We start from the raw sequence: 25,581 nt of genomic DNA, 5'->3' as shown, positions 1-25,581 counted from the left end.
CGACACGTGAGCAGCAGGCTCCCCCGACCGGCAGGCCGATGCTCGCCATCGGCGCCGCGGCGCTGGCGCTGGTCGTCCTCGCGCTGGTGATACGGCTTGGCGGGGCGCTCAGCGAGACCTCGGCGCCGGGCCTGTCGCAGGCCGGGGCCCTGACCAAGGTCGGCCTTTCGGTCGCCAGGCTCGGCGGGAACGTCGCCGCGGTCCTCACCGTCGGGTGGCTGCTGGTCGCGGCCGTCTTCGCCGGCCCGCCGTCGCCGGCCGGCCGCCGCTGCCTGCGCGCCGCGTCCATGACGGCGCTGGTGTGGGCATTGTGCACGCTGGTGCTCATCGTGTTCAGCGCCCTGGACCTGTTCGGCATCGGCGTCGGCGGCCTGACCGGGAACATGATGCGGACGCTCCTCATCGAGCTGCCGCAGGGACGGGCACTGCTGATCGTCCTCGCCGTCGCGGTCGCGCTGTCGGTCGCGGCGGGCCTGCCCCGCGCGGACGGCGGCTCCGGGTACCTGCTGGCGGCCGCGCTCGCCGCCCTGCTCCCGCCGCTGTTCACCGGCCACGCGGCGGGCGCCTCGTACCACGCGCTCGCCGTCTACAGCCTGGCCGCCCACGTCGTGGGCGCCGCGCTCTGGATCGGCGGGCTCGTCGCCCTGCTCACGGCCGGGCCCGCGCTGCGCGACCGGCTGCCGCGGATCGCCGGGCGCTACAGCGGGCTGGCGCTGGCGTCGTTCACCGTCGTCGCCGTGAGCGGCGCCGTCAACGCCTGGGTGCGGCTCGGCGGCCTCCACCTCGGATCGCGGTACGGGACGGTGGTCGTGGCGAAGGTCGCGGCCCTCACCGTCCTCGGCGGGCTGGGCTGGTGGCACCGGCGCACCACGATCCCCGCCCTGCGGGACGGAACGGGCATGCGGCCCTTCCTGCGGCTCGGGGCCGTCGAGGTCCTCACCATGACGGCGGCCATGGCCCTCGCCACCGGGCTCTCCCGCACTCCCCCGCCCGAGAACGCCCCCGGCACCCTCGACATCGTCGCGCTGCGCCTCGGCTTCCCGCTGCCCGGTCCGGCGGGCCCCGGACCCTACCTGCTCGACTGGTGGATCGACCCGCTGTTCCTCACCCTCATCGTGACGGGGGCCGTCCTGTACGGGCTGGGCGTCATGCGCGTGCGGGACTGGCCGTGGCACCGCAGCGCCGCCTGGGCCGCCGGGCTGCTCGTCGCGTTCCTCGCCACCGGCAGCGGGATCTCCCGGTACAGCATGGTCCTGTTCAGCGCCCACGCCGTCCAGCACGTCCTCATCGGGCTGCTGGCCCCGCTGCTGCTGCTGTACGGGGCCCCGATACGGCTGGCGCTCCGGGCCGCACGGGGCGAGAACGCGCCGCTCCTGGCCGCCGCGGCCGGCTGCCGCGGGATCCGGCTGCTCGCGCATCCCGTCGTCGCGTCCGTGCTGCTCCTGTTCAGCCTCTACGCGTTCTACCCGTCGCCCCTGTTCGGCGCGACGCTCAGCAACCACGCGCTGCACTCGCTCGCGATGCTCTGCTTCCTGATCATCGGGCTGGCGTACTTCCATGGGACGGCCGGGACGCTGGTCCCGTACGCCGCCCTGCCGCTGCACGTGATCGCCGGGGTCGCCCTGATGCGGGAAGGGACCGTCCTCGGCAGCTGGTACGAGGAACTCGGCCGGCCCTGGGGGGCGGCACCGCTGGACGACCAGCACCTCGGCGCGCTGCTGCTGTGGACGGCCGCCGCCGCCGTCACGGCCGCCGCCGCACCGGCCCAGGAGCTCTACGGGCGGGGACGGCGGTCCACGACCCGGCTGAGCGCCTCCACGACCGTCGGGTCGTACTCGGCGGCGGAGTCGAGCCTCAGCCGCTCCAGGACGGCGGCGCCCCTGTCCCGGTCGCGGGACTCGCCCACCAGGTCGTCGTAGGCGTTGGCGACCTTGATGATGCGGCCCGCGAGCGGCGGCGGGACGGGCCGCGTGTCGGCGGAGTCACCGCCGGCGGGTTCGCGTCCCGTCCGGTAGGGGTGCGAGGACAGCTGGACGATGTGCGCCACCCGGTCCAGGACCCCGGTCTGCTTGATCACCTCGGCGCCGAGTTCGGCGATGCGGCGCTGCTCGGCCGGGGACGCCAGCACGGTCGCGCCGCCCGGGATCGGGTCGCCGAGCGACAGCTGGCCGATGTCGTGCATGAGCGCCGCGTACTCCAGTTCGAGCAGTTCCTCCTCGGACATGCCGAGCTCGCGTCCCATCGCCACCGCGAGCCGCGACACGCGCCGCGAATGCCCCGTCTCCACGTAGCCGCCGACCTCGGTGACGCGCGACAGCGCCCGTACGGTCTGCAGGTACGTGGCACGGATCCCGGCGTACCGGCGGAACGCGAACTGCGTCACCAGGATCGGCACCGTGAAGATCAGCAGCGCGGCCTCTCCCATCGCGGTCGTCGCCACCGCGATCAGCATGGCGGTCGCGCTGGTCGCGGCGCACAGCGCCATCTTGGCCTCGATCTCGTCCCGCAGCGCGATCCCGATCCGCGCCCGGACGGCCTCCGCCCGGATCATCGCGGCGATCAGCACGTCGGTGAAGCAGGACGCGATCACGACGATGCCCATCACCGCCAGCAGCAACTGCCAGACGAGGTCGAGCGACAGCATCGGCCGGAAGCACAGCGCGACGATCGAGACCGTGAACAGCCGCCGCGCCATCGCGTCCGGCCGCGGGGACCGGCCCACCGCGATGTGCGGCAGCGACCCGATCAGCATGCCCACGGCGGTGACGGCCACGACCTGCAACGCGGAGTGCTCGGCGGCGACGACGCCGAGCGGCGCGTCCGGCGGGGCGCCCTCGGGGCCGACGCCGACCAGCAGCGCGTAGCCCATCGCGCCGGCACTGGCGATGGGGGCGACCTCCCGGTTGCCCGGCATCACCATGCGGAACAGCTCGCCCAGCGAGATCAGCACGCCGAAGATGATCGCGACGTTGGGCTGCCGCAGCCCGACGGCCGCGACCTGCGTGATCGCGACGATGACGAACAGCCCGGCGGTGGCGATCAGCAGCAGCTGCCCGGAGTCGATGGTCTGCCACGTGGCCCGTTCCCGGGTGCGGCCCTGGCTGCTCATGGACGTCCCGTCACCGCCGCGCCTCGTCGCCGGCGACCCGCAGGGGCGTGCTCGGGTCGTCGTGGTCCTGCCGTGTGGTCTCCACGACATCGTCGTCGGGCAGGACGACCGGACCGGGCGGCACCCACGGATCGCGTTCGAGCGCCCGCAGGAACGCCTCCACGATCATCGGGTCGAAGTGGTCGCCCATGCAGCGGCGCAGCTCCGTCACGGCCTCGTCCACGCTGCGGGCGGCCCGGTAGGAGCGGGTGGAGGTCATCGAGTCGAACGCGTCCGCGACGGCGATGACCCGGGCGAACTCGGGGATCTCGTCGCCGGCCAGCCCCATCGGGTAGCCGCGCCCGTTCATCTTCTCGTGGTGGTGCATGATGCCGGCGAGCGCCTCGTCCAGGAACCCGATCTCCCGGACGATCTCCAGCCCGCGCATCGGGTGCAGCTGGATCGCGGCGAACTCCTCCTCGGTCATCGGCCCGTCCTTCTGCAGCACCTTGGTGGGGACGCCGAGCTTGCCGACGTCGTGCAGCATCCCGGCGTAGCGGATCGCCTCGACGCGGTCGGGCCGCATGCCGATCTCCTGGGCGATCATCACCGAGCCGCGCGAGACCCGCTCGGAGTGGCCGCGGGTGTAGAAGTCCTTGGTCTCGACGGCCTGGCAGAGCGCGGCGAGGGTGGCCGAGTGCGCCTGCTGCTGCACGTACGCCTGGTCCATCGCCCAGCGCGCGATGAACAGCGGCAGCAGGACCAGGACGGCGGCGAACGGCCCGACCCGCGGCCACAGCCCGGCGATCAGCAGGCCGACCATGCCGTAGCCGAGGCAGCCGACGGCGAGCTGGCCGCTCTCGTGCAGCAGCTCGCGCGGCGTGGCCTGCCTGCTGAGCAGCAGCACCCCGGCCATCAGCGTCAGGTTGACGAGGACGAAGGTGACGAGGGCGCCGAGGAACGGCCCGATGACGTTCTCCACCCAGCGGGCCTGCTCGGGGTGGAAGCGGTCACCGCCGAGGAGGTCGAAGACCGTCCCGGCGATGAAGCCGGTGAGCGCGAGCTGCGCGCCGTTGAAGATCCGTTTGACGGGGGCGAAGAACCGCTGGCCGGTGATCACGGCGCAGAAGCCGACCAGCGCCGCGCCGGCCGGTCCGAGGAGCACCACCGAGGCCAGGCTCGCGGCGAAGCTCATCGACACCCTGGCGCGCGGGACGTTCAAGCGTGCGGGTGCGGAGTCGCAGATCAGGAACAGCAGGGCCAGGACGGCCAGCTTGCCCCAGTCGATCTCCGCGAAGGACGACGTCGCGATGAGGCCGACCGCGAGGGCGACCACACCACAGATGTACGCCCAGGCAGCGAGAGGTAGTCCACGCATTGCCGCCCCCTCGGGGAGGGAACACCCTCGTCCGCCCGTCCGCAGAGGCGTGGCCTGTGCGGTCTGCCGGGAATGAAGATGTTCAGTGACGAAATGGCGGGCCGCCACCGGGCTGACGCGTGCCTGCCGGCACCTACACCCAGGACACGCCCTCGGGCATCATCAGCGACGATGCCGAGGCGCTCTCACGCCGGCCGTGTCCCACCGGCATCACGCGCTTGAGCATGGCTCCTTGCCTCCCCCCGCGAACCGGGCCGTCCGGCCTCGCGGCCGGCCACCGGGACCGGATCGGACCGGTCCAGGCTTCCCGGCGAGCACATACCCCGAATTCACGGGCGTGCACGTGCTCCCGTCGCTGATTCCGGCACAAGCCTAACGTGAACTGCCCAGGTCACACAGGCATGCGAGGAAACGAGAGCAAGGCGTGAAGCAATCGTCACCTTAAGTGATCAATTATCTCCGGCGAATGCACCCAACGTAATTGCACAATCCCTCTGCACGTCACAATGCACGTGCACACACCGCCTGATCTCAATAATCGCCAGGAATTGGTCACAAACGGCCAAGCCCCTGCTTTGCGTCAAGCCGGGGCGTTTTCTCGTGCCCACGCGACCGTGTCGGCGAGCCCTTCCCGCAGACCCACCTTCGGCTCCCAGCCGAGCGCCTCCCGCGTCGCCCGCGGGTCGACGGACATGGCGGGCAGATCCCCCAGCCGGGGCGGCGCGAACTCCGGGTCGTCCGGCGCGCCCGCCGCCTCCGCCACCAGCGTGTGCAGCTCCCGGTCGGCCGTCTGCACGCCGGTGCCCACATTGAGGCGGCGCCCGCCGCCGCGCTCCCCCGCCGCGCGGGCGAACGCGTCCACCACGTCCAGCACGTAGACGTAGTCGCGGGTCTGCGTCCCGTCGCCATAGACCCGGGTGGGACGGCCCGCCAGCAGCGCGTCCGTGAAGATCGAGACGACACCGGCCTCGCCCTCGGGCGTCTGCCTCGGCCCGTACACGTTCGCCAGCGTCAGCGTCGTGAAGTCGACGCCGTGCAGCGCCTTGTACATCCCCGCGTACACCTCGCCGGAGACCTTGGACGCCGCGTACGGGGACGCGGGCCGCAGCTCGGCGTCCGCCGGGACGGGCAGCGCGTCCGGAACCCCGTACACCGCGCAGCTCGACGTGAACACCACCTTGCGGCCGCCCGCCGCCCGCGCCGCCTCCAGCACGTTCGCCGTCCCGACCACGTTCGTGCGCGCGTCGCCCAGCGGGTCCGCCACGCTGGCGCGGACGCTCACCTGCGCGGCCAGGTGGCAGATCACCTCGGGCCGCCGCGCCGCGGCCTTCTCGACGAGCCCCGGATCACCGACGTCCATCTCCCACAGCTCCAGCCCGGGACGGGCGTTGGCGCCGGACGACATGTCGTCCACACCGATGACCTCATGGCCATCGGCGAGGAGCCGGTCGACCAGATGGGATCCGATGAAACCGGCCGCGCCGGTGACGAGTGCGAGCACCCGCAGCACGATACCGGCGGACGTGCGACGCGGCCGCCCGGGACCGCGGCCGGCCGACCGGCGCGGTCAGGCGGCGGTCAGGCGCTCTCGGTCTTCTCGGCGTCGCCGGACGCCTTGATGTCGCCGCAGATCTCCTCGATGCGGCCGAGCACCTTCGCGCGCAGGTCGGTGGGAGCCTGCTCGCAGGCGCAGGACTTGTTCACCAGCTTCTTGACGGCCTCTTCGAGCCCGTACTCGCGCAGGCACGGTCCGCACTCGTCCAGGTGCTGCCGCACCTCGCCGCAGCCGCCCTGGTCGAGCTCACCGTCAAGATAGGTGTAGACCCGCGCCAGTACCTCGTCACAGGGGGTCTCATGGTGGTTGCCACAGCTCATGGCTCACTCACCCCTCTCGTTCACCGCGTCGCGGCACGGCGCGATGTCGGGCGTTTCGCTCCGCTGTACGCGGCAGGCGCGTTTCCCGCTCACTTGGACCCTCCGCCCGTCCTCGTGAGACCGCGGTCCTCGGCGTAGTCCTCCAGCATCACGCGCAGCTGGCGCCGGCCCCGGTGCAGACGGGACATCACCGTGCCGATGGGCGTGCCCATGATCTCGGCGATCTCCTTGTACGCGAAACCCTCGACGTCGGCCAGGTAGACGGCGATCCGGAACTCCTCGGGCAGCTCCTGCAGCGCCCGCTTCACATCGCTGTCGGGCAGGTGCTCCAGCGCCTCGGCCTCGGCGGACTTCAGCCCGCTGGAGGTGTGCGACTCGGCGCGCGCGATCTGCCAGTCCTCGATGTCCTCGGTGGCGGACTGCTGCGGCTGGCGCTGCTTCTTGCGGTAGTTGTTGATGAACGTGTTGGTCAGGATGCGGTAGAGCCACGCCTTGAGGTTGGTGCCTTCCCTGAACTGGTGGAAGGACGCGAAGGCCTTGGCGAACGTCTCCTGGACGAGATCCTCGGCGTCCGCCGGATTGCGCGTCATGCGCAGCGCGGCCGAATACAGCTGGTCCAAGAACGGGAGCACGTCGCGCTCGAACCGCTCCTGACGCTGCTCCACGGTCTCCGTGGTGCCCTGTACCTGACCCACCCCCTCGGCTGTGGCGCCCTTGGCCTCGGCTCGGCCGGCGGCGTCGTATCCCACAGACGATATCGGTCCGCGCGGCCTGGCCACGCGTACAGGGGCCTGCGCGTCGCCGCGCGGTGCCGCGGGCCCGGCTCTCCGCTGCTGATCGGCAACGGCTGTGGTCATCGGTGTGCACCTCCGCGTAATGGGTTGTGAGACGGTGCAACACCGGAGCCGCGCCGCCGATTCCCCGCGGGGCGGACGCGGCGATCACGGGCGTCCCGCCCCGGACCCGCACGGAGGGTGACGCCTCCCGGAACGGGGAAGTAGTGACATACATGGCGAGAACAGGAGCAAACGTGCACCCGGTGACGTCGGCGCGATCGTCCGAGCCCACCATCGCCAGTCTGCGCGACATCTCCGGTGACGGGGCGGGGGACGCCCTCGCGCGCTACTGGACGTTCTACTGGGCGGTCGCCTCCGCCCAGCTGACGCGATGGCTGCCGCGCACACCGTCCCACGTACTGGACATCTCGGACGGCCACTCCGCCGCCCAGGCCGCCGAGGCCCGCCACACCGTCCTCGAGGTCCGCGATCCCGTCCGGTTCCCGGGGAGCGCGCCCCGCGGCGCACCGTCCGCCAAGGGCACCACCATCCCGGTGATCGGCGACACCGGCGCCCTCCCGTTCCTCGCCGACGGCTCCATGGACGCCGTGATCGCCGAGAACCGCGTGCTGTCCCGCCATCTCGCCACCGAGACCACGGTCGCCGAGATCGCCCGCGTCCTGCGCCCCGGCGGCCGCGTCCTGCTCTGCGTCGACTCCCTGACGCTGGGCATGGCCCTGCTGGCCGAACGGAACTACTGGGCGCACCTGTCCGACGTCCCGAGCGCCGAGGTCGTCCTCATCCCCTGGCCGGACGGCACGATCACCCGCTCGTTCTCCGTGCACCAACTCCGCGAACTGCTCACCGACGCCGGCCTCGACGTCGAGTGGATCAGACCCCGCACGGTCCTGTCCCCCTCGACCGTCGAACACGTCCTGGCCGAGTCGCCCCGCGCCCTCCCCCGCCTGGTCCGCACCGAGCTCAACGCCCCGATCCCGGACGAGTCCCTGGGAATCCACCTGCTGGCCAGCGCCCGCCGGAGCTAGCCGTACTCGGCCCGCCATCCAGGTGACCGAGTACGGCTAGCGCCTGCGGTCGTGTGCGGATTGGCAGGTGATGCAGCGGGCCGCGTCGGGGCGGGCCTCCAGGCGGCCTTCGGGGACGGGGTGGCCGCAGCCGAGGCACCGGCCGTAGGTGCCGGCGCCGATCCGCTCCAGGGCGGCGAGCACGCCGCGGCGGTGGCGTTCGAGGGAGTCCAGGGCCGCCTCCACGCGGTCGTGGGCGGTCAGGCCCGCACCGGCGTCCGCGGCGGAATTGTCACGCTCGGGGCTTTCCCCGCGGAGAATCGCGATGGAACGGTCCAGATCCTCGAGCAGCACCTCGAGGCGGGAACGGGCTGCGGCGGTGTCCACGATGTTGCGAACTCCTCCCGGTGGGGGGCCCGGGCGATACGGCTCTCGCTCCGGCCGCCGCCGCGGCGACAGCGGTCAGAACAAACTGTCGGAATGGTTGCCAGAACTATCCCCAGAAGTCGAGGGTTCTATGAGTTCCGGCCCGTTGTTTCTCACGTTGTTGACCGCCTTGGACACCGGGTAGGCCTCCATTGTCCCGGCCATGGCGGGGACCAGGAGGCCGCGTACCTGCTCGATGTCATTCAGTGCGGGGTCGAGCCAGGCGTCCCAGCGGTCGGGTTCGACGACCATCGGCATCCGGTCGTGGATCCGGCCGAGGTCATCCGGCGCGTCGGTCGTGATCACCGTGCACGTCCAGAGCCATTCGTCCTCGGGAGACTTCCACAGCTCGTAGAGGCCGGCCATGGCCATGATCGCGCCGTCGTTGGGGTGGATGAAGAAGGGCTGCTTCTGCGGCTTCTTCTTCTTGGCCTTCTTCTCGCCCTCGGCCGGGTCGGGCGAGTCGCCCTGGTCCTGGAGCGTGTACCACTCGAAGTAGCCGTCGGCCGGCAGGAGGCAGCGGCGCCGCGCGAACGCACGGCGGAACGACGGCTTCTCGTGCACCGTCTCGAACCGCGCGTTGATCATGCGGGAGCCGATGGACAGGTCCTTGGCCCAGGACGGGACGAGTCCCCAGCGCACCGTCCGCAACTGCCGGACGGCCGCCTCCTCCTCGGCCGCGTCCTTCGGGCGCCGGTCGAGGACGACCGGAACCTGCTTCGTCGGGGCGACGTTGTAGTCGGGCTGGATGTCCCCGTCGACGGCGTCGAGCTGCACCTGGAACTCGTCCAGCAGCTCCTGACGCGCACGGGTGGTGGCATAGCGTCCGCACATGCGTCCCATCCTGCCGTGCTTGAGGCGTGGCGTGATGGGCATGTAGCGGGTCATGCGACCCTTCACGACCCTGGCCCGCCCGTTCGTGGCGGCGCCCTACATCATGACCGGCCTGGACTCCATCCGGGACCCACGCGAGCGCGCCGAGCGGGTCGGCCCGGCGGTCAAGCCGGTGGCCGACCGGATCGACTGGCTGCCGAAGGACCCCGAGACCCTCGTCCGCATGGAGGGCGCGCTCAGCCTCGGCACCGGCGCCCTGCTGCTGACCGGCAGGTTCCGGCGGCTCACCACGCTGCTGCTCGCCGCGCAGCTGATACCCGCGCTCGCGACCGAGCACCGGTTCTGGACCGAGGACGACCCCGAGCGCCGCGCCAGCGAGCGGTCCCACCTGCTGAAGAACGCCGGCATGTTCGGCGCGCTGCTCATGGTGGCGACCGAGCCGCGCCGGCCGCCGCGGATGGCGGAGCTGCGGCGCGCGGCGCGGGAGACGCAGATCAAGAGCGGCGCCGAGGCCAAGGCGCTGCGCAGGGAGGCCGCCGCGACGCTCCGGGACGCCCGCCGGGAGGCCGCACGGCAGGTCCGCATCGCCCGCGCCGAGGGCGGGCGGAAGTCCGCCAAGCAGACCGCGAAGGCCACGAAGGCCGCCAAGGCGGCCAAGCCGGGCGGCGCGTTCAAGGCCGGCAAGGCCGGCGGCGCGCTCAAGGGCGCCCAGCCCGGCGGCATGCTCAAGGCCGCCAAGGCCGGCAAGGCGGGCGGCGCGATGAAGAGCATCAAGGCGGGCGGCGCGTTCAAGGCGGGCAGGGCGTCCAGGCCGGGGCGCGCGGCGCGCGCCGGGCAGACGGTCAAGGCGGGGACGGCCACGCAGGCGGCGAAGGCCATGAAGGCGGGTAAGACCGTCAGGTCGGGGACGGCGGTCCAGGCGGGGAAGGTCAAGCAGGCGGTCAAGCGCTGACTTCCCGAAGAGAACCTTAAAAGAACCTCAAATGGGTTGAACCGCGGCCGGGGGCCGTCTCGTACTGCCACATGACCACCGTCCTCCAACCTCCACCCATCCCCCCACAACGGAGACGCCCCGGCCATGGCAGTTCCCGGATCGACCGGTCGCCAGACCGGCGGGTTGCGGAGCCTGCTCCGCCGCCCCGGCACGGCGCGACCGGCTTCGGCCGTACGCGACGAGGAGATCGTCGCCGAGCTCTACCGCGAGTACCATCGGCCCCTCCTCGCGTTCGTCCTGCGGCTGACCGGCGGTGACCGCCAGTGGGCCGAGGACGTGGTACAGGAGACCATGATCCGGGCATGGCGCAGTGCGGACCGGCTCGACGACCGCACGTCCTCGCTGATGCCGTGGCTGGCCACGGTCTCCAGGCGTATCGTGATCGACAACCGGCGGCAGCGCGAGGTCAGGCCGCCGGAGGTCGGCGACGGCCCCCTGGAGAACCTGCCGATGGCGGACGAGATGGACGGCCTGCTGCGCAAGGTCGTGGTGACCGAGGCTCTGGACTCGCTCTCCCCGGCGCACCGGCAGGCCCTGACCGAGACGGTGCTTCGCGACCGTACGGTGAATCAGGCGGCCGAGTACCTCGGCATCCCCGTGGGGACGGTCAAGTCCCGCGTGTACTACGCGCTGCGCGCCTTGCGCGTCGCCTTGGAGGAGAGGGGGGTGACCTCATGAGTTCGCAGGTCGAGCACACCGATGTCGGTGCGTACGCGCTGGGCCTTCTCGAAGACGGCGATCGGCGGGCGTTCGAGGCCCATCTTCGCGAGTGCGGGATGTGCCAAGCCGAACTGACCGAGATGTCCGGGACGGCCGGGGTCCTGTCGGCACTCGGGGGCGGGGACGCGGGCGGTACCGGCACCGGACCGGACGGAGGTGGGAACGAACCGTCCGGACCTCCCGCGCCGGTGATCGACATGATGCGGCGCCGGCGGAAGGAGGACCGCCGGTTTCGTCGCGGCGCGTACGCCGCGGGCGGTTTGGCCGCGGCCGCGATGCTGGCCGTCGGCCTCGGGGTGGGGACGGCGCTGAACGACGACGGGACCGTCCGGCGGCCGCCGCCGCTGACCATCACCGGCGAGAAATTCCAGGCGACGAACGCCGGCACGGGCGCGTCCGGCACGGTCGGCCTGGTGGACAAGGGCTGGGGAACGCAGGTCAGCCTGGAGTTGCGCGGCATCAAGGGCCCGCTGAGGTGCCACCTGGAGGCGGTGTCCCAGGACGGTGAACGCAGCGTCGTCGCCGGGTGGCGCGTCCCGGACAAGGGGTACGGCGTGCCGGGCCAGCCGAAGCCGCTCACCATGCAGGGCGGGACGGGGCTCACCCGCCAGGAGATCAGCCGCTTCGAGGTTCGGCTCGACAGCGGCGGGACGCTGCTGACCATCCCCGTGTGAGCGGCGCTGCCTGAGGCACGCTGCCCGAGGCGCCGTGGCTGGGACGCGCTGCCTGAGCGGCCCGGCCCGATCGTCCCAAGGCCCGATAACCTTGGGTCATGCCCACTCCGCACTGGACCGCCCCGGTCGCCCATGCCCCGGTCGACGCGACCGTGTCGCTGCCCGGTTCGAAGTCGATGACGAACCGGGCGCTGATCCTGGCCGCACTCGCCGAGGCGCCGGCGCGCATCGCGGGGCCGCTGCGGAGCCGCGACACCGAGCTGATGGCGGGGGCGCTCCGCGCGCTCGGCGTGGGAATCGACGAGGACTCCGGCGGCTGGCGGGTGCGGCCCGGTGAGCTGACGGGTCCGGCGCGGGTGGACGTGGGCCTGGCCGGGACGGTGATGCGGTTCCTGCCGCCCGTCGCCGCGCTCGCGTCCGGTGAGGTGTCCGTCGACGGTGATCCGCGGGCCCGGGAGCGGCCGATGGGCCCGATCGTCGCCGCGCTCCGGGCGCTCGGCGCCGGCATCGACGACGGCGGGCGCGGCACGCTGCCGTTCACGGTGCGCGGGACGGGGTCGCTGAACGGCGGGCCGGTCACGATCGACGCGTCGGGGTCGTCCCAGTTCGTTTCGGGGCTGCTGCTGGCCGCGCCGCGTTTCGAGAAGGGCGTGGAGGTCAGGCACGACGGCCCGCCGGTGCCGTCGGCGCCGCATGTGGAGATGACCGTCCGCATGATGCGGCAGGCGGGCGTGGCGGTCGAGGCGGAGAAGGATCTGTGGCGGGTGGCGCCCGGCCCGATCCGGGGCGCCGACTGGGTGATCGAGCCCGACCTGTCGAACGCGGCGCAGTTCCTCGGGGCGGCGCTGGTCACCGGCGGGCGCGTCACCGTGCCCGGCTGGCCGGCCGAGACCACCCAGCCGGGGGACGCGCTGCGCGGGCTGCTCGGCGCGATGGGCGCGCAGGTGTCCCCCGGGCCGGACGGGCTGACGGTGCGCGGTCCCGGCGGGTTCTCCGGGCTGGAGGCCGACCTGCACGACGTCGGGGAGCTGACGCCCGTGCTCGCGGCCCTCACAGCGCTGGCCGACTCCCCGTCCCGGCTGACGGGCATCGCGCATCTGCGCGGCCACGAGACCGACCGGCTCGCGGCCCTGGTCACCGAGATCAACGGGCTGGGCGGCGACGTCCGGGAGCTGCCGGACGGGCTGGAGATCCGCCCCCGGCCGCTGCACGGCGGCGTCTTCCACACCTACGACGACCACCGGATGGTGATGGCGGCGGCGCTGCTCGGCCTGGCCGTTCCCGGCATTGAGGTGGAGAATCCGGGCACCGTGGGCAAAACTCTTCCGGACTTCACGGAGTCGTGGGCGTCGATGCTGGCGCCCGCCTGACAGCAGGGACGGACCACTGGCACGAGGAACGCACGACTACGACGAGGACGACGTCCGGGTGCGGCCCGGTCGCCGCGGATCGCGTCCGCGCACCCGCCGCCGTCCCGCGCACGAGGACGCCTCACCCGGGTTCGTGATCGCGGTGGACCGGGGCCGCTACCGCTGCATCGTTGAGCAGGGCACGGGCGATGAGCGCGGCGTCACGGCGATGCGCGCCCGCGAACTGGGGCGCAAGGGCGTCGTCGTGGGCGACCGGGTCGCCCTGGTCGGCGACGTGTCGGGCGCCCCGGACACCCTGGCCCGCATCGTCCGCGTCGAGCCGCGGACGTCGTCGCTGCGCCGCACCGCCGACGACTCCGATCCGTTCGAGCGGATCGTCGTCGCGAACGCCGACCAGCTCGTGATCGTGACGGCGCTGGCCGATCCCGAGCCCCGCCCCCGCATGATCGACCGGCAGCTCGTCGCCGCCTACGACGCCGGGATGGATCCGCTGCTCTGCCTCACCAAGGCCGACCTCGCCGACGCCGGCGACCTGGTCGCCGAGTACGCGCCGCTCGGCGTCCCCTACGTCGTGACGCGCCGCGACGGCGACCACGGCGTGCTGCGCGGCGGTGAGCTCGACGAGCTCCGCGGCCACCTGAGCGGGCGGGCGAGCGTGCTGGTCGGGCATTCGGGCGTCGGCAAGTCGACGCTGGTGAACGCGCTCGTCCCGGACGCCGAGCGGGCCGTCAGCCACGTCAACGCGGTCACCGGCCGAGGCCGGCACACCTCGTCGTCGGCGATCGCGCTGGAGCTGCCCGGCGGCGGCGGCTGGATCATCGACACCCCGGGCGTGCGGAGCTTCGGTCTCGCGCACGTCGAACCCGAGAACGTGATCAACGCGTTCGAGGACCTCGCGGAGGGCGCCGCCGAGCGCTGCCCCCCGCTGTGTGATCACCTCCAGGAGAGCTGCGGGCTGGACGGCTGGGTCTTCGACGGGCGCGCCAGCCGGACCCGGCTGGAGTCGCTGCGGCGGCTGCTCGCCAGCCGCGAGGGGGAGCCGGAGTAGCGGCCCCGGATACCGGGCGACGCGCCCGCCTCGCGTCGGTATCGTCTTCCCCCATGGTCCAGTTGATCGCGGGGCGCTACGAGCTGATCGAGGTGCTCGGCCGCGGCGGGATGGGCGCCGTGTGGCGGGCACGCGACCGCACGCTCGGCCGCGAGGTGGCGGTCAAGGAGGTGTCGCTGCCGCAGGGCCTGGACGACGCGCAGGTCGAGCGGACGTACGCGCGGACGTTCCGGGAGGCCAGGTCGGCGGCGCGGCTCGACCATCACGGCATCGTGACGGTGCACGACGTCGTGGAGGAGGGCGGCCGGCCCTGGATCGTGATGCAGTTCGTCCGTGCGGAGGCCCTCGACGCCGTCGTCGCGCGGGGAGAGGCCGCTGCCGCCTGACCGGGTCGCGGCGATCGGCCTGGATCTGCTGGACGCGCTGAGCGCCGCGCACGCCGCGGAGGTCGTCCACCGCGACGTCAAGCCGGGGAACGTGCTGCTGCCTCCCCTGTACCGGGGTTCGGCCTTCGTCGCGGCCGTCCCCGAGGGCTGGAAGGACGACGGGACTACTACGAGACGTTCCTCAAGTCGTTGTGGAAACCGTGACGCGCCCGCGACGCGACCACACCCACGACCGCGGAAGCCCTGCTCCGCCTCCTCCGAGGCTCTCTAGCCCTTCAAGGGCTCGTCGAACAGGCTCCTGGCCCTGGTCTCGGCCTCGTTCAGCGCCCTGACGTGCTCGGGCGCGAGATCCTCCACGCACCGGGTCATCTCCTCGGTGACGCGGCTGAACGCGCTCTCCTCCGCCCCGCGCAGCGCCGCCCGGACGCTCGCGGACCGTGCGCCGAGCGCCGCCCACTCCAGCTCCAGCCGCGCGACGGCCTCGTCGAACGCCCGGGCCGTCTCCGCCCCGGCCTCCTTCAGCTCGTCCGGAACCGGCCCCCGTCCCGCCTTGCGCGCGTGACCCGACAGGGTCGAGATGCGGCTGGCGAGCGTCAGGCCCTCCCGGGCCAGCGGCAGCACGTCGTGGATCAGGTCGGTGACCGCCTTGGCCAGTTCCTCCACCCGGGTCAGGAGCGTCTGCGTCGCCTCCTCCAGCGCCCCGGAGGTGCGCTCCGCGACCCGCTCCGCGACGTCCTGCTGCTGCTTGAACAGCACCGGGACGATGTCGCGGTCCAGCCTGCGGCGCAGCTCACGCTCCCGCTCGCCGTGCCCGCCCGGCCCGGCCCGCTCGGCCCAGTCCGCCCAGACGCGCTCGATGCGCTCCTCGCCGGAGGCGGCGATCTCCGCCGTGATCTCGTCCAGCGCCTCGCCCGCGCGGGCCTTCAACCGTTCCACCCGCCCGTAGAGGGCCTCGCGTTTGAACGGGTCGTTGAGCTCGTTGAGCTGCGCCTGCAATCGACGGGACACGTCGATGGCGTGCTCGGCCAGTGGGACGAGGCGGTCGGCGAGCTCGTCGAGCGTCGCCGCCCGGCGTGGGTCGGTCAGCTCGGCCACCCATGCGGGAAGGTCGTGCGCCATGGCCCCATGCTGCACCACCGCGCCCGCGCAGCGGGCCACTTCGGCATCGGCGCGCCACACCCGGACGACCGAAAAGCCGGAACAGCCCGGGTAGGTGTGTCTGTACCACCCGTGATCAGGGTAGCGTTGCTCGCCGTGGCGGGCTATTCCGATGACCTGCGTCTCGCGCATGTGCTGGCGGACGGGGCCGACGACATCACGACCAGGCGTTTTCGCGCTCTCGATCTCGCCATCGAGACCAAGCCGGACCTGACACCGGTCAGCGACGCCGACCGCAGCGTGGAGGAGCAGATCCGCGGCACCCTGAAGCGGGCCCGCCCGCGGGACGCGGTGCTCGGCGAGGAGTACGGCAAGACCGGCTACGGCAACCGCTGCTGGATCATCGACCCGATCGACGCGACGAAGAACTTCGTGCGGGGCGTCCCGGTGTGGGCGACGCTGATCGCGCTGATGGAGAACGACGAGATCGTCGTCGGGGTGGTGTCGGCGCCGGCTCTGAACCGGCGCTGGTGGGGCGCGAGGGGCGGCGGCGCCTGGACGGGACGCAGCCTCACCCGCGCGACCCGGATGAACGTGTCGTCGGTCACGGACCTGTCGGACGCGTCGCTGTCGTTCTCCAGCCTCGGCGGGTGGGAGGAGCAGGGTCGCCTCGACCGGTTCCTCGACCTGACCCGGTCGGTGTGGCGGACCAGGGCGTTCGGCGACTTCTGGTCCCACATGATGGTCGCCGAAGGCGCGATCGACGTGTCCGCCGAGCCCGAGGTGTCGCTGTGGGATCTCGCCGCGCTCCAGGTCATCGTGGAGGAGGCCGGCGGAATGTTCACCGACCTGTCCGGCGTCCCCGGACCGGACGGCGGCAGCGTCGTGTGCACCAACGGCAGGCTGCACGCCGAGGTTCTGCGCACCCTGGGCGGCGGCCAGCTCTCCCTGCGCATCTGATCGGCGGCGCCTCCGGTCCCATGGAACGTGCCGCCTGCGGGAACGGTTCACTATGGCCATAGGGCAGACTCGCGACATATCGTGGAACAGCGGTCGCCGGGTGGCCGTTGTAGAAGGTAGGGCGGCCAGTCAACGGAGGTACCAGATGTCGACCCAGACAAAGTTCGTGATCGGCGGCGTCGTCGTCGGCTTCCTGACCCTGTTCATCTTTCCCTGGTGGCTGACCGCGCTGATCATCCTCGGCGTCCTCGGGACGCCGCTGGTCGGCTACATGATGCTCGACCCGTCCCAGCGCAAGCGTGTGCGCGCGCAGGGCCGCAAGCGCCTCGGCAGCTGACCTGACCGCGGACCGCTAGTCCCAGAGTTTGCGGTCGTCGCCGCCGGGGTCGTCGACGATCTCGTCGGCGGGGCCGTCGAAGACGTGGACCGCGCGGGTGGACGGGTCGAACCGCCGCCAGCCCGGGTCGCCGTGCACGGCGAAGTCCGTCCAGGCGCGGTGCATGCGGTCGGCGAGGGCCTGCGGCGGGTTCGGCCCCGCCAGGCCCTCGGTCTCGCTGCTCAGGTTGTCGAAGACGAAGCCGAGTTCGAGCGCGTGGCAGGCGCCCAGGTCGTGCACGGGCGACCGCCACGCGAACTCGTACATCCACGTCCCGCCGGTGCCGCCGGACGCGGCGTGCCCGGCCGCGGCGCGGTTGGCGGGGATGCGGAACAGGTGGTCGGTGATGATCGTCGCCATCAGCTCGCCGGGCGTCATGTCCGGGTGGCGGTCGCGGTAGGCGGCGGGCAGGCCCGCCGGAACGCCCATGCCCGCGGCGATGGCGCCCGCCAGGTCGTCGGTGAGGTCGCCGGCGAGGCCGGTCGGCATCAGGAAGAACCGGAACTCCTCGGACGTGTAGCCGATGAGCAGGTCCACGTCCCGTCCGGCGCCGGCCGCGATGGCGTCCTCGGGGCGCCGGGTCAGCAGCTCACCGTCCAGGATCGGGGTCAGTGACATGCCCCCCGCGGCGGTGGTGGCGCCCCAGCGGCCCGGGTCGGGCAGCATGGAGACCTCGGCGGCGACGGCGGACTGGACGGGCATGATCGTGGCCGGGTCGAGCGCCGCGAACGCCTCGGCGGTGGGCTCCACGCCGAGCCGGGCGGCCATCTCCGCGGTGACGAGCATGGCGTCGGCCGGGTCCTGGGCGATGGCGCCCGCGCCGCTCTGCGCGATCGCGCGGCCGAAGAGCCCGAGGTCGAGGGAGAGCAGGGTGGTCACGCTCATCCCGCCGGCGGATTCGCCGAAGACCGTGACGCGGCCCGGGTCGCCGCCGAAGCCGGCGATGTTGTCGCGGACCCACTCCAGCGCGGCGATCTGGTCGAGCAGCCCCCGGTTGAGGGGCGCGCCGGGCAGGTTCGCGAAGCCCTCGACGCCGAGCCGGTAGTTGAACGTCACGCAGACGACGCCGTCGCGGGCGAAGTTGCGGCCGCTGTAGACCGGCACGGCCCCGGAGCCGTTGCGGAAGGCGCCGCCGTGAACCCACACCATCACCGGAAGCCCGGGGCCGCCCGGCTCCGGCGTCGGGTCATTGAGCGAGGACCCTCCTGCGACCCCCCTGTAGGGCGTCCAGACGTTGAGATTGAGGCAGTCCTCCCCGGGGATCTCGGGGTCGGGCAGGAGCGCGTCGTACGGCTTGGGGTAGCCGGGCTTGGGCGCGGTCGGCCCGTACTCGACTGTGTCGCGGACGCCGTCCCACGGCTCCGGCGGGCGGGGCGCCTGGAAGCGGTTCGGCCCGAACGGGGGCGCGGCGTAGGGGATGCCGAGGAAGGCGGTGACGCCGTCCCGTGTCGTGCCGCGGACCTTCCCGTAGGACGTCTGAACGACCGCATCCATGCGCGCCTCCGGTTCTAGAACAAAGTTCAATAGACCAGCAATAGACCAGAGCGTACGGGACGGCCGGAGATCACGGAACACCGTCCTCCAGCCCTGAAGTCACCCCTTGCCCGGGCGCAGCATGCGGGTGAGGTAGTCGCGGGCGAACGCGCGGATGGCGTCGTCGTCGTCCAGCGCGAGCCCGCCGCCGGGGACGAGCAGCAGCGAGAACGCCAGCCGCAGCAGCACTTCGGCGACGGTGCCGTGGTCCCCCGCGTCGCCGGGACGGGCGCGGCGCAGCCGGTCGGCGAGGATGTCGCGGGCGGCGAGCATCACCGCGCCGCCGTTCATGCTGAGCTGCGGCAGGAACGCCTCGGGCTCGCTCTCCAGGACGCGCGTCATCAGCGGGTGCGTGCGGGCGCTCTGCAGCCCGACCACGAACCCCTCCACGATGGCGTCTTCGGGGGAGTCGAGGTCCTCGGTGGCCTCCGCGATCGCGGTGAGGAACCGGCGGCACTCGCGCAGGATCACGGCCTGGAGCAGTTGCTCCTTGTTGGTGAAGCGCCGGTAGATGGTGGTGCGCGCGACCCCGGCCCGTTTGGCGACGTCCTCGACGCTGACCCGGCGCAGCCCGTAGGTCTCGAACTCCGTGAGCGCGGCGTCCAGGATGCGGGTGTCGAGGCCGTCGGCGTCGGTCTCGGGTGTGGCCAGCCGGGCCCGCAGCCCGTCGGCGGTGGTCACGCGGGTGGTCGCGCGCAAGGTCATAGCCGCACCCTAACCGGGTCGGGCACCCGACTCATGACATCGAGTGCGACACAGTTACAATAACTGTTGTTCTGTACTTCTGTCTTCGACCTCCGGCGGTGCACATGACGGAACAGGCCGAGTCGCAGCCCCCTGCCCCGCTCGGGCCCGGATCGCTGACCTGGCGCTACTTCGGCGACACCCGGATGGTCCTCGTCGGTCCCCGGGCGGCCGTGCTGCAGAACATGCTCCCCGCGCTCGGCCAGGGCGTCCTCGACCACTCGGTGTTCTTCTCCGAGACGTTCGCGCGGGTGAAGCGGTCCGCCGGCCCGATCCTGAACACGGTGTACGGCGCGGAGCGGTCCGCGGAGACGGGCCGGCACGTCCGCGACTACCACCGCGACATCAAGGGGACGATGCCGGACGGCACCCGCTACCACGCGCTCGATCCCGAGACCTACTACTGGGCGCACGCCACCTTCCTCGACAACATGCTGTACGGCATCGAGACGTTCATCAGGCCCCTCGGTGAGGCGGAGAAGCGCCGCATATACGACGAGTCCAAGGTCTGGTTCCGGATGTACGGGGTCAGCGACAGGGCGATGCCGGAGGACTGGGAGGCGTTCCAGGCGTACTGGAAGCGGATGCTCGACGAGGAGATCGTCGCGCACAAGACCGCCCGGTACGGCGTCGGCTACGTCACCAAGGGGCTGCCCGCGCCGCCGAAGGTGCCGGCGCCGGTGTGGCGCGCGGTGTCGCCGCCGCTGAACGCCGTCGCCCGGTTCATCACGGTCGGCGGCCTGCACCCGCGGATGCGCGAGCTGCTCGGCCTGCCGTGGAGCGACGCCGACGAGCGCCGCTACCGGCGGTTCACCGCGGCCGTCCGCGCCGGGAACCGCGTGTGGCCGCTGCTGCCGGAGTCCGTCCGCTACGTCCCGCAGGCCCGCCGGGCCTTCCGCAAGGCCCGCCGCCGTCGTTGACCTGCGGCGTGTTGCCCTCCTGGACTGCTCCATGGGGGCAACACGCCGCAAGTCGGCGTGCGGCACGGGGTCAGGAGCGGATTCGGGCGTCGTAGGCCTTCCGCGCGTTCTCGTCGTAGTCCAGGAAGATCTTGTCCAGGCCCAGGCGGCGGGTGACCGCCTGCCTCAGCCGGTCGGGGAGCAGGCCGCTCAGCCTGACCTGCCTGCCGAGCTTCTTCGGGACGACGGCCTGCGGGCGCGGCTTGCCGATCAGCTCGACGACGACGGCGGCGATGTCCTCGGGCTCGCAGTTCCGCTGCCCCTTCGGGCTGCGCGTCCCGGCGACCAGCTCGGTGTTGGTGAACGTCGGAAGGACGGCGCTGACGTGCACGCCCCGGTCCTGGACCTCCAGCCGGGTCGCCTCCGTGAACGCGATGACGGCGGCCTTGCTGGCGTTGTAGAGCGCGAGGCCGGGGGTGTACATGATCCCGGCCACCGACGCCATGTTGACGACGTGGCCCGCGCCGCGCGGCAGCATCCGGTCGAGGGCGAGCCTGGTGCCGAGCATGACGCCGTGCACGTTGATGTCGAGGCAGCGGCGGGCGTCGGCGTCGCTCTCCGCGGTGACCGGGCCGATCGGCATGATCCCGGCGTTGTTGATGACGACGTCGAGCCGTCCGGCGGCCTCCTCGGCCGCGTCCAGGAACGCGGTGAACGACGCGCGGGACGTCACGTCCAGGGTCAGGCCGGTGACGCCGAGCGACTCCGCGGCCTCCTTGACGGCGGTCTCGTCGATGTCGCCGATGACGACGGTGGCGCCCTTCGCCTTGAGGGCGCGGGCGGTGGCGAGGCCGATCCCCCGCGCCGCTCCGGTGATCGCGACGACCGTGCTCATCGGTTCTGCTCCAGACGGTCCAGCCGGACGGGGAGGCCGTCCTTCGGCGACGGCAGGGACGTGGTGTCCAGCGGCCACTCGTACCGGGCGGGAACGCTCCAGCGGTACCTCTGCAGCACCTGGTGCAGGATCGTCCTGACCTGCATCCCGGCGAAGTACATGCCGATGCACTTGTGCGCGCCCCCGCCGAACGGCGACCACGCGTACTTGTGGACCTTGTCCTCGCGGCGCTCGGCGGAGAAGCGCCCCGGGTCGAAGGCGTCCGGGTCGGACCACCATTCGGCCATGTGGTGGTTGCTGAGCATCGGCACGACGACGAGGGATCCGGCCGGGATGTGGAAGCCGAGGATGGAGGTGTCCTTGACGACCCTGCGCGGCAGCGCCGGGACCGGCGGGACCATGCGCAGCGACTCCTTCATCACCATGTCGATGCCGGTGAAGTGGTCGAGGTCGTCGTAGCCGGGCTGCGCCTTGCCGAGGCCGAGGGACTCCTCGCGCAGCCGCTCCTGCCATTCGGGGTACTTGGCCAGGTAGTACGCCATCGAGGTCATCGTGATGGTGGTCGTGTCGTGCGCCGCCATCAACGCGAAGATCATGTGGTTGACGACGTCCTCGTCGGTGAACCGCTCACCGTCGTCGGTCTCGGCCTGGCAGAGCGCGGCGAACAGGTCGTCGCCCCCGTCGCGGCGCTTGGCGGGCAGGTGCCGGTAGAAGAACTCCTCCAGCACCTTGCGGGCCTGCAGGCCGCGGTGCCAGCGCAGCCCGGGGACGGGGAAGCGGACGTAGGCCGTCCCCGCCCGGACGGCGTCGATGAACGCGCCGTTGACCCGCGCGCGCTCGGCATCGTCGAGTTCGACGCCCATGAAGACGTCCACGGCGAGGTCGAGGGTGAGCTGCTTGATGTGGTCGTACACCTTGAAGCCCTCGCCGGGCTCCCACGACTCGACGCCCTTGATGATGCCGGGCGCCATCGCCTCCATGTAGGCCTGGAGCCGGGGGCGGGTGAAGGCCTCCTGCATGATGCGGCGGTGGTGCAGGTGCTCCTCGAAGTCCAGGAGCATGATGCCGCGCGTGAAGAACGGCCCGATGAAGTAGCTCCACGCCGGCCCGTTCGCGAACGCCTTGTCGCGGTTGACCAGGACGGCCTGGGCGGCCTCGGGGCCCTGGACGGTGACGGTCCGCTGCCCGAGCAGCCATCCCCAGGCGACGGCGCCGTACTGGTCGTAGCGTTTGCGGGCCATCCCGATCGGGTCGCGCATCACCGCGAGGGTGCTGCCGATGTACGGGATGCCGGGCACGCCGGGGACCGGCTTCAGGCCGCTGCCCTGCGGCGGCGGCGCGAGGACGCTCGTCATGACCCCTCCGGAACCTGTGCAACAAAAAACCCAAAACTGTTGCTTTGTTCTAACGTAGGGGACGGGTGTAAGTCCAGGCTTATCAGCCGTGACCTACACCTCCGGCCCTCAGCGCGCCTCGCGGGGCGCCGCGGCCGCGAGGAGCCGCCGCCGCGCCGCGTCCGTCAGCGGCCGGTACGCGCCCGCCTTGTTCCGGTAGTACGTGCGGCCGTCCCCGGCGGGCGGGACGCCCTCGTCCCGCAGCGGCGCCGTCCAGAGCCGCCGCCCCGCCGTGACGGGCACCTCGTCCACGACCCGCACGATCGCGGGCCGCAGCCCCGGCTCGACCCGGAGCAGCGCCTCCGACAGGTCCAGGGGCTTCAACTCCCCCGCGTCGCGCAGGCTCACCGCCGCCGCCACGACCTCCGCCTCCCCCACCGGGACGCCGTAGACGGCGACGGTGTCGATGTAGGGCAGGTCGCCGAGCGCGTCGCGGATCGGGCCCGGCGGGACGATGCCCTCCGCCGTCCGGACCAGTTCGGCCTCCCGCCCGACCAGCCAGTAGTCGCCGTCCTCGTCCCGGCGGAAGAGGTCACCGGTGATCGTCCAGGCGTCCTCGGGGGCGAAGACGCCGCGCACCGGACGGGCCGCGGCGCCGATCGCCGCCAGCCGCACCCGGGCGAGCAGCATGCCGATCTCGCCGGGCTCGCATTCGACCGCGAACCCGTCCGGCCCCTCCTCCAGGCGTCCGCTCTCCAGGTCGTACCGGGCGAGCCGCACCCCGGCGCTGCCCGGCAGCGTGCGTCCCAGCGACCCGGGCTTCTTGCCGCTCAGGTTGACCAGGACCGACTCGCCCTCGGTGGAGGCGTAGAACTCCAGCACGCGGGCCGGGGCGAACCGGTCCTCCACACGGCGCCACAGGCCGCGCGGCATGCCGGAGCCGATGAACAGCCGGACGGCGTGATGCCGCTCCGCCGGATTCGGCGGAGCGTTCACCAGATCACGCAGCAGCGTCCACGTGTAGGACGCGACGGTCACGCCGTAGCGGCGCGCCTCGTCCCAGAACATCTCGGGGTCGATCTCCCTGTGGTGGGAGCCGGCGAGCGCGAGCCGGGCGCCGCCCGCGACGGCGCCGCCGAGGCTCATCAGCAGCGCGGACGGGTGCTGGAGCGGCGTGATGCTGTACACGGTGTCGGACGAGGACAGGGAGGCCGACGACGCCGTCCCGAACGCCGACAGGGCCCAGCGCCGGTTGGTGATCCGGCTGGCCCGCAGGCGCCTCCCGTCGCCGGTGAAGACGACGAACGCCAGGTCGCCCGCGCGCCCCGGGTTCGGCCGGTACCAGCCGGGCAGCTCGACGCGGGCCGGGTCGATGGTCTCCATGTCCGTCAGCGGCGTGTCCGCCAGCGGCCCGCGTCCGCCGCGTCCGCCGCCGAGCAGGTAGCCGTCGACGCCGTCCAGCTTCGCGGCCCGCGCCGCGTGCTCCGGGTCGGCGATCACGCGGGTCACGCCGCCCAGCCGCGCCTCCGCGGCGGGGTCGCCGTCGGGGCGCAGCAGCACCGCGACGGCGCCGAGCCGGCTGAGCGCCGCGACGAGCGCCAGCGCGGTCGGCCGGGTGCCCATCAGCACCCCGACCGCGTCGCCGTGCCGGACCCCGATGTGGATCAGGCCGCGGACGACGGCGTCGATGCGCCGTTTGGCGGCGTCATGCGTGTGGGCCCGCCCCCGATACAGGAAGAACACTTCGCCGGGCCGGCGTCCGGCCTGCTCGTCCAGCAGCAACCCCATGGACATGCGCGTGTCGGACTGGATGCGTTCCAGCCGGGCCAGCCGCGGCAGGTTCTGCGCGGCCTCGCCGGTGAGCTGCCGGGTGCCGTGCAGCGCCCGGGACGCGGTGCGGACGGCGGACCGGGCGGCGTTCGTGCCGATGCCCATCGCGAGCTGGAGCCCGTACCCGGCGGACCCGCCGGGCAGCCCGGCCGGGACGGCCTCCTCGTCCCCGGCGACCGGCGCGACGATGTCCGGCAGTTCCCCTTCGCCCGAGCGCCACTTCGCCCATCCGGCGACCGCCGGCCATGTCCGCCCGATCGCGAGGCCGCCGACGACGAGCCCGAAATGCCCGGCGCGCAGGGACGCCTCGTACACCTGGGCGCGCGGCGCGGCCCGCCTGATCCCGCGGACCATCGGCGGCGCCGCGATCTCGTCGACCTCGCCGACGAACGTCAGCACGGGGCAGGTGATGTCGGCGAGCGTGACGAGCCGGTCGCCGATGACGAATCCGCCGGTCAGCATCCGGTTGTGCTGGATGAACTGGCGGATGAACTCCGCCAGCGCCGGGCCGGGCCACGACACCCAGCCCTCCCGCTCCAGGAACCGCCGCTGCCGCTCACGCGGCGCGAGCCGCTCCCGGTCGTGCAGCTGGAGGATGAAGTCGACCCGCGACCGCACCGACTTGACGGGGCTGAGCACCTGGAACCCCATGCGCGTCACCCACCCCGGCACGGCGAACCCGCCGAGCAGCGCGTCGGGGATCCGTCCCACGCCCTCGGACGCGAGCCGGCTCGGCAGCCCGAACGGGAGGCCGACGCTGGTGTCGGCCGGGCTGCCGAACGTCACCACCGATTCGATGCCCTCGCTGCGCCGGTACGCGGCGGCCTGGTAGACGAACATGCCGCCCTGCGAGTACCCGGCGAGATGCACGTCCCGCCCGGTGGCCTTCCGGATCCGGTCGACGGCGTCGCTGACGGCCAGGACGTGGTCGCTGACCGTCCGCTCCAGCCCGCCGGGCTCCCGTTCCGGGGCGCCGAAGTCCACCACCCACGGGTCGACGCCGAGCTCGTGCAGCACGCCGACCGCGCTGACCCGCGAGGAGATGTCGTACACCTCCGCGGTGATCATCAGCGGCGGGACGAGCAGCACCACCGGGCCGCCCGCCGACTCCGGGAAGTAGTGCCGCAGCCGGTACACGCGCTGCTCGGTCACCACCTCGCAGGGCGAGGCGTCCTCCTCGGTCTCGAATCCGCCGAACCGGGCGACCTCGAGGGCGTTCTGGGCGGTGGAGCCCAGGCGGGAACCCAGGCGCAGAAGCGTTTTGGCAACAGCCGGCATCGTCGACCTTTCACGGAATCACCGCCGACGTTACGTTATG

Annotated in this window: 23 protein-coding genes and 1 pseudogene; 11 read left to right on the top strand and 13 right to left on the bottom strand. The window is 72.5% G+C overall.

Annotation, left to right across the window (positions count from 1 at the left end; translation table 11 throughout):
• Window positions 1-38: 38 nt before the first annotated feature.
• A pseudogene (locus tag ACGFK0_RS06315) lies at window positions 39-1,745 on the top strand (cytochrome c oxidase assembly protein); the annotation flags it as partial.
• 29 nt (window positions 1,746-1,774) lie between these two features.
• Here the strand turns inward: ACGFK0_RS06315 and ACGFK0_RS06310 are convergent.
• The 5 genes from ACGFK0_RS06310 to ACGFK0_RS06290 all read right to left on the bottom strand — a co-directional run bounded on the left by ACGFK0_RS06310 (window position 1,775) and on the right by ACGFK0_RS06290 (window position 7,036).
• Complete coding sequence (locus tag ACGFK0_RS06310; RefSeq protein WP_392901009.1) at window positions 1,775-3,109, bottom strand: HD-GYP domain-containing protein; 1,335 nt, start codon at window positions 3,107-3,109, stop codon at window positions 1,775-1,777.
• Between the two features lie 10 nt (window positions 3,110-3,119).
• Complete coding sequence (locus ACGFK0_RS06305) at window positions 3,120-4,466, bottom strand: HD-GYP domain-containing protein (RefSeq protein WP_392901007.1); 1,347 nt, start codon at window positions 4,464-4,466, stop codon at window positions 3,120-3,122.
• A gap of 580 nt (window positions 4,467-5,046) precedes the next feature.
• Window positions 5,047-5,967, bottom strand: a complete 921-nt coding sequence (locus ACGFK0_RS06300) for an NAD-dependent epimerase/dehydratase family protein (protein ID WP_392901005.1) — start codon at window positions 5,965-5,967, stop codon at window positions 5,047-5,049.
• A 77-nt stretch (window positions 5,968-6,044) separates the two neighbouring features.
• A complete protein-coding gene (rsrA, locus tag ACGFK0_RS06295) occupies window positions 6,045-6,341 on the bottom strand; it encodes a mycothiol system anti-sigma-R factor (protein ID WP_392901003.1) in 297 nt (98 codons plus the stop codon).
• A gap of 89 nt (window positions 6,342-6,430) precedes the next feature.
• Window positions 6,431-7,036 carry a sigma-70 family RNA polymerase sigma factor gene (locus tag ACGFK0_RS06290; protein WP_392901443.1) on the bottom strand — a complete coding sequence of 202 codons (606 nt, stop codon included), beginning with the start codon at window positions 7,034-7,036 and terminating at the stop codon, window positions 6,431-6,433.
• A gap of 335 nt (window positions 7,037-7,371) precedes the next feature.
• Between ACGFK0_RS06290 and ACGFK0_RS06285 the strand changes: the two genes are divergently transcribed.
• Window positions 7,372-8,163, top strand: coding sequence for a class I SAM-dependent methyltransferase (locus ACGFK0_RS06285; RefSeq protein ID WP_392901001.1), 792 nt, complete (start codon window positions 7,372-7,374; stop codon window positions 8,161-8,163).
• A gap of 36 nt (window positions 8,164-8,199) precedes the next feature.
• On the opposite strand, the gene ACGFK0_RS06280 is transcribed toward ACGFK0_RS06285, so the two are convergent.
• Both ACGFK0_RS06280 and ACGFK0_RS06275 read right to left on the bottom strand, forming a co-directional pair.
• Window positions 8,200-8,529 (bottom strand): TraR/DksA family transcriptional regulator, encoded by a 330-nt coding sequence (locus ACGFK0_RS06280; protein WP_392900999.1) that lies wholly within the window; start codon window positions 8,527-8,529, stop codon window positions 8,200-8,202.
• Window positions 8,530-8,604: 75 nt separating this feature from the next.
• Window positions 8,605-9,456 carry an SOS response-associated peptidase gene (locus ACGFK0_RS06275; protein ID WP_392900997.1) on the bottom strand — a complete coding sequence of 284 codons (852 nt, stop codon included), beginning with the start codon at window positions 9,454-9,456 and terminating at the stop codon, window positions 8,605-8,607.
• On the opposite strand from ACGFK0_RS06275, the gene ACGFK0_RS06270 reads away from it, so the two are divergent.
• From ACGFK0_RS06270 to ACGFK0_RS06245, 6 genes are all read left to right on the top strand, one after another.
• Entirely contained in the window at window positions 9,455-10,354 is a 900-nt protein-coding gene (locus ACGFK0_RS06270; RefSeq protein ID WP_392900995.1) for a DoxX family membrane protein, read from the top strand. The two genes, ACGFK0_RS06275 and ACGFK0_RS06270, sit on opposite strands and share 2 nt — an antisense overlap.
• 126 nt (window positions 10,355-10,480) lie before the next feature.
• The gene (locus tag ACGFK0_RS06265) at window positions 10,481-11,074 is read left to right on the top strand and encodes a sigma-70 family RNA polymerase sigma factor (protein ID WP_392900991.1); all 594 of its coding nucleotides are present in this window, start codon (window positions 10,481-10,483) and stop codon (window positions 11,072-11,074) included.
• The gene (locus ACGFK0_RS06260) at window positions 11,071-11,790 is read left to right on the top strand and encodes a hypothetical protein (protein ID WP_392900988.1); all 720 of its coding nucleotides are present in this window, start codon (window positions 11,071-11,073) and stop codon (window positions 11,788-11,790) included. The genes ACGFK0_RS06265 and ACGFK0_RS06260 overlap by 4 nt, the downstream gene beginning before the upstream one ends.
• A gap of 98 nt (window positions 11,791-11,888) precedes the next feature.
• Complete coding sequence (gene aroA / locus ACGFK0_RS06255; RefSeq protein WP_392900985.1) at window positions 11,889-13,160, top strand: 3-phosphoshikimate 1-carboxyvinyltransferase; 1,272 nt, start codon at window positions 11,889-11,891, stop codon at window positions 13,158-13,160.
• A gap of 58 nt (window positions 13,161-13,218) precedes the next feature.
• Window positions 13,219-14,208: a ribosome small subunit-dependent GTPase A gene (rsgA, locus tag ACGFK0_RS06250; RefSeq protein WP_392900982.1), complete on the top strand. Its 990-nt coding sequence runs from the start codon at window positions 13,219-13,221 to the stop codon at window positions 14,206-14,208.
• 53 nt (window positions 14,209-14,261) lie between these two features.
• Entirely contained in the window at window positions 14,262-14,594 is a 333-nt protein-coding gene (locus ACGFK0_RS06245) for a protein kinase (protein ID WP_392900979.1), read from the top strand.
• 267 nt (window positions 14,595-14,861) lie between these two features.
• On the opposite strand, the gene ACGFK0_RS06240 is transcribed toward ACGFK0_RS06245, so the two are convergent.
• Window positions 14,862-15,713: a hypothetical protein gene (locus ACGFK0_RS06240; RefSeq protein WP_392900976.1), complete on the bottom strand. Its 852-nt coding sequence runs from the start codon at window positions 15,711-15,713 to the stop codon at window positions 14,862-14,864.
• 135 nt (window positions 15,714-15,848) lie between these two features.
• On the opposite strand from ACGFK0_RS06240, the gene hisN reads away from it, so the two are divergent.
• Both hisN and ACGFK0_RS06230 read left to right on the top strand, forming a co-directional pair.
• The gene (gene hisN / locus ACGFK0_RS06235; protein WP_392900972.1) at window positions 15,849-16,652 is read left to right on the top strand and encodes a histidinol-phosphatase; all 804 of its coding nucleotides are present in this window, start codon (window positions 15,849-15,851) and stop codon (window positions 16,650-16,652) included.
• A gap of 145 nt (window positions 16,653-16,797) precedes the next feature.
• Window positions 16,798-16,989, top strand: coding sequence for a hypothetical protein (locus ACGFK0_RS06230; protein WP_131882944.1), 192 nt, complete (start codon window positions 16,798-16,800; stop codon window positions 16,987-16,989).
• Window positions 16,990-17,004: 15 nt separating this feature from the next.
• Here the strand turns inward: ACGFK0_RS06230 and ACGFK0_RS06225 are convergent, their stop codons facing one another.
• On the bottom strand, window positions 17,005-18,522 hold the full coding sequence (locus ACGFK0_RS06225; RefSeq protein WP_392900967.1) for a carboxylesterase/lipase family protein: 1,518 nt from the start codon (window positions 18,520-18,522) through the stop codon (window positions 17,005-17,007).
• A 99-nt stretch (window positions 18,523-18,621) separates the two neighbouring features.
• Entirely contained in the window at window positions 18,622-19,266 is a 645-nt protein-coding gene (locus ACGFK0_RS06220; RefSeq protein WP_392900964.1) for a TetR/AcrR family transcriptional regulator, read from the bottom strand.
• 104 nt (window positions 19,267-19,370) lie between these two features.
• Here ACGFK0_RS06220 and ACGFK0_RS06215 point away from each other — a divergent pair, with 104 nt between their 5' ends.
• Window positions 19,371-20,225, top strand: a complete 855-nt coding sequence (locus tag ACGFK0_RS06215; protein WP_392900961.1) for an oxygenase MpaB family protein — start codon at window positions 19,371-19,373, stop codon at window positions 20,223-20,225.
• Window positions 20,226-20,295: 70 nt separating this feature from the next.
• On the opposite strand, the gene ACGFK0_RS06210 is transcribed toward ACGFK0_RS06215, so the two are convergent.
• From ACGFK0_RS06210 to ACGFK0_RS06200, 3 genes are all read right to left on the bottom strand, one after another.
• Complete coding sequence (locus ACGFK0_RS06210) at window positions 20,296-21,099, bottom strand: SDR family oxidoreductase (protein ID WP_392900958.1); 804 nt, start codon at window positions 21,097-21,099, stop codon at window positions 20,296-20,298.
• A complete protein-coding gene (locus tag ACGFK0_RS06205) occupies window positions 21,096-22,454 on the bottom strand; it encodes a cytochrome P450 (RefSeq protein WP_392900955.1) in 1,359 nt (452 codons plus the stop codon). The genes ACGFK0_RS06210 and ACGFK0_RS06205 overlap by 4 nt, the downstream gene beginning before the upstream one ends.
• Window positions 22,455-22,562: 108 nt before the next feature.
• On the bottom strand, window positions 22,563-25,541 hold the full coding sequence (locus tag ACGFK0_RS06200) for an AMP-binding protein (RefSeq protein WP_392900952.1): 2,979 nt from the start codon (window positions 25,539-25,541) through the stop codon (window positions 22,563-22,565).
• Between the last annotated feature and the right edge of the window lie 40 nt (window positions 25,542-25,581).

The sequence above is a fragment of the Spirillospora sp. NPDC048823 genome (assembly GCF_043198445.1).
Taxonomy (GTDB): Bacteria; Actinomycetota; Actinomycetes; order Streptosporangiales; family Streptosporangiaceae; genus Spirillospora.
Note: the sequence above shows the minus strand (reverse complement) of the source record. Positions and strands in the feature narration are given on the sequence as shown.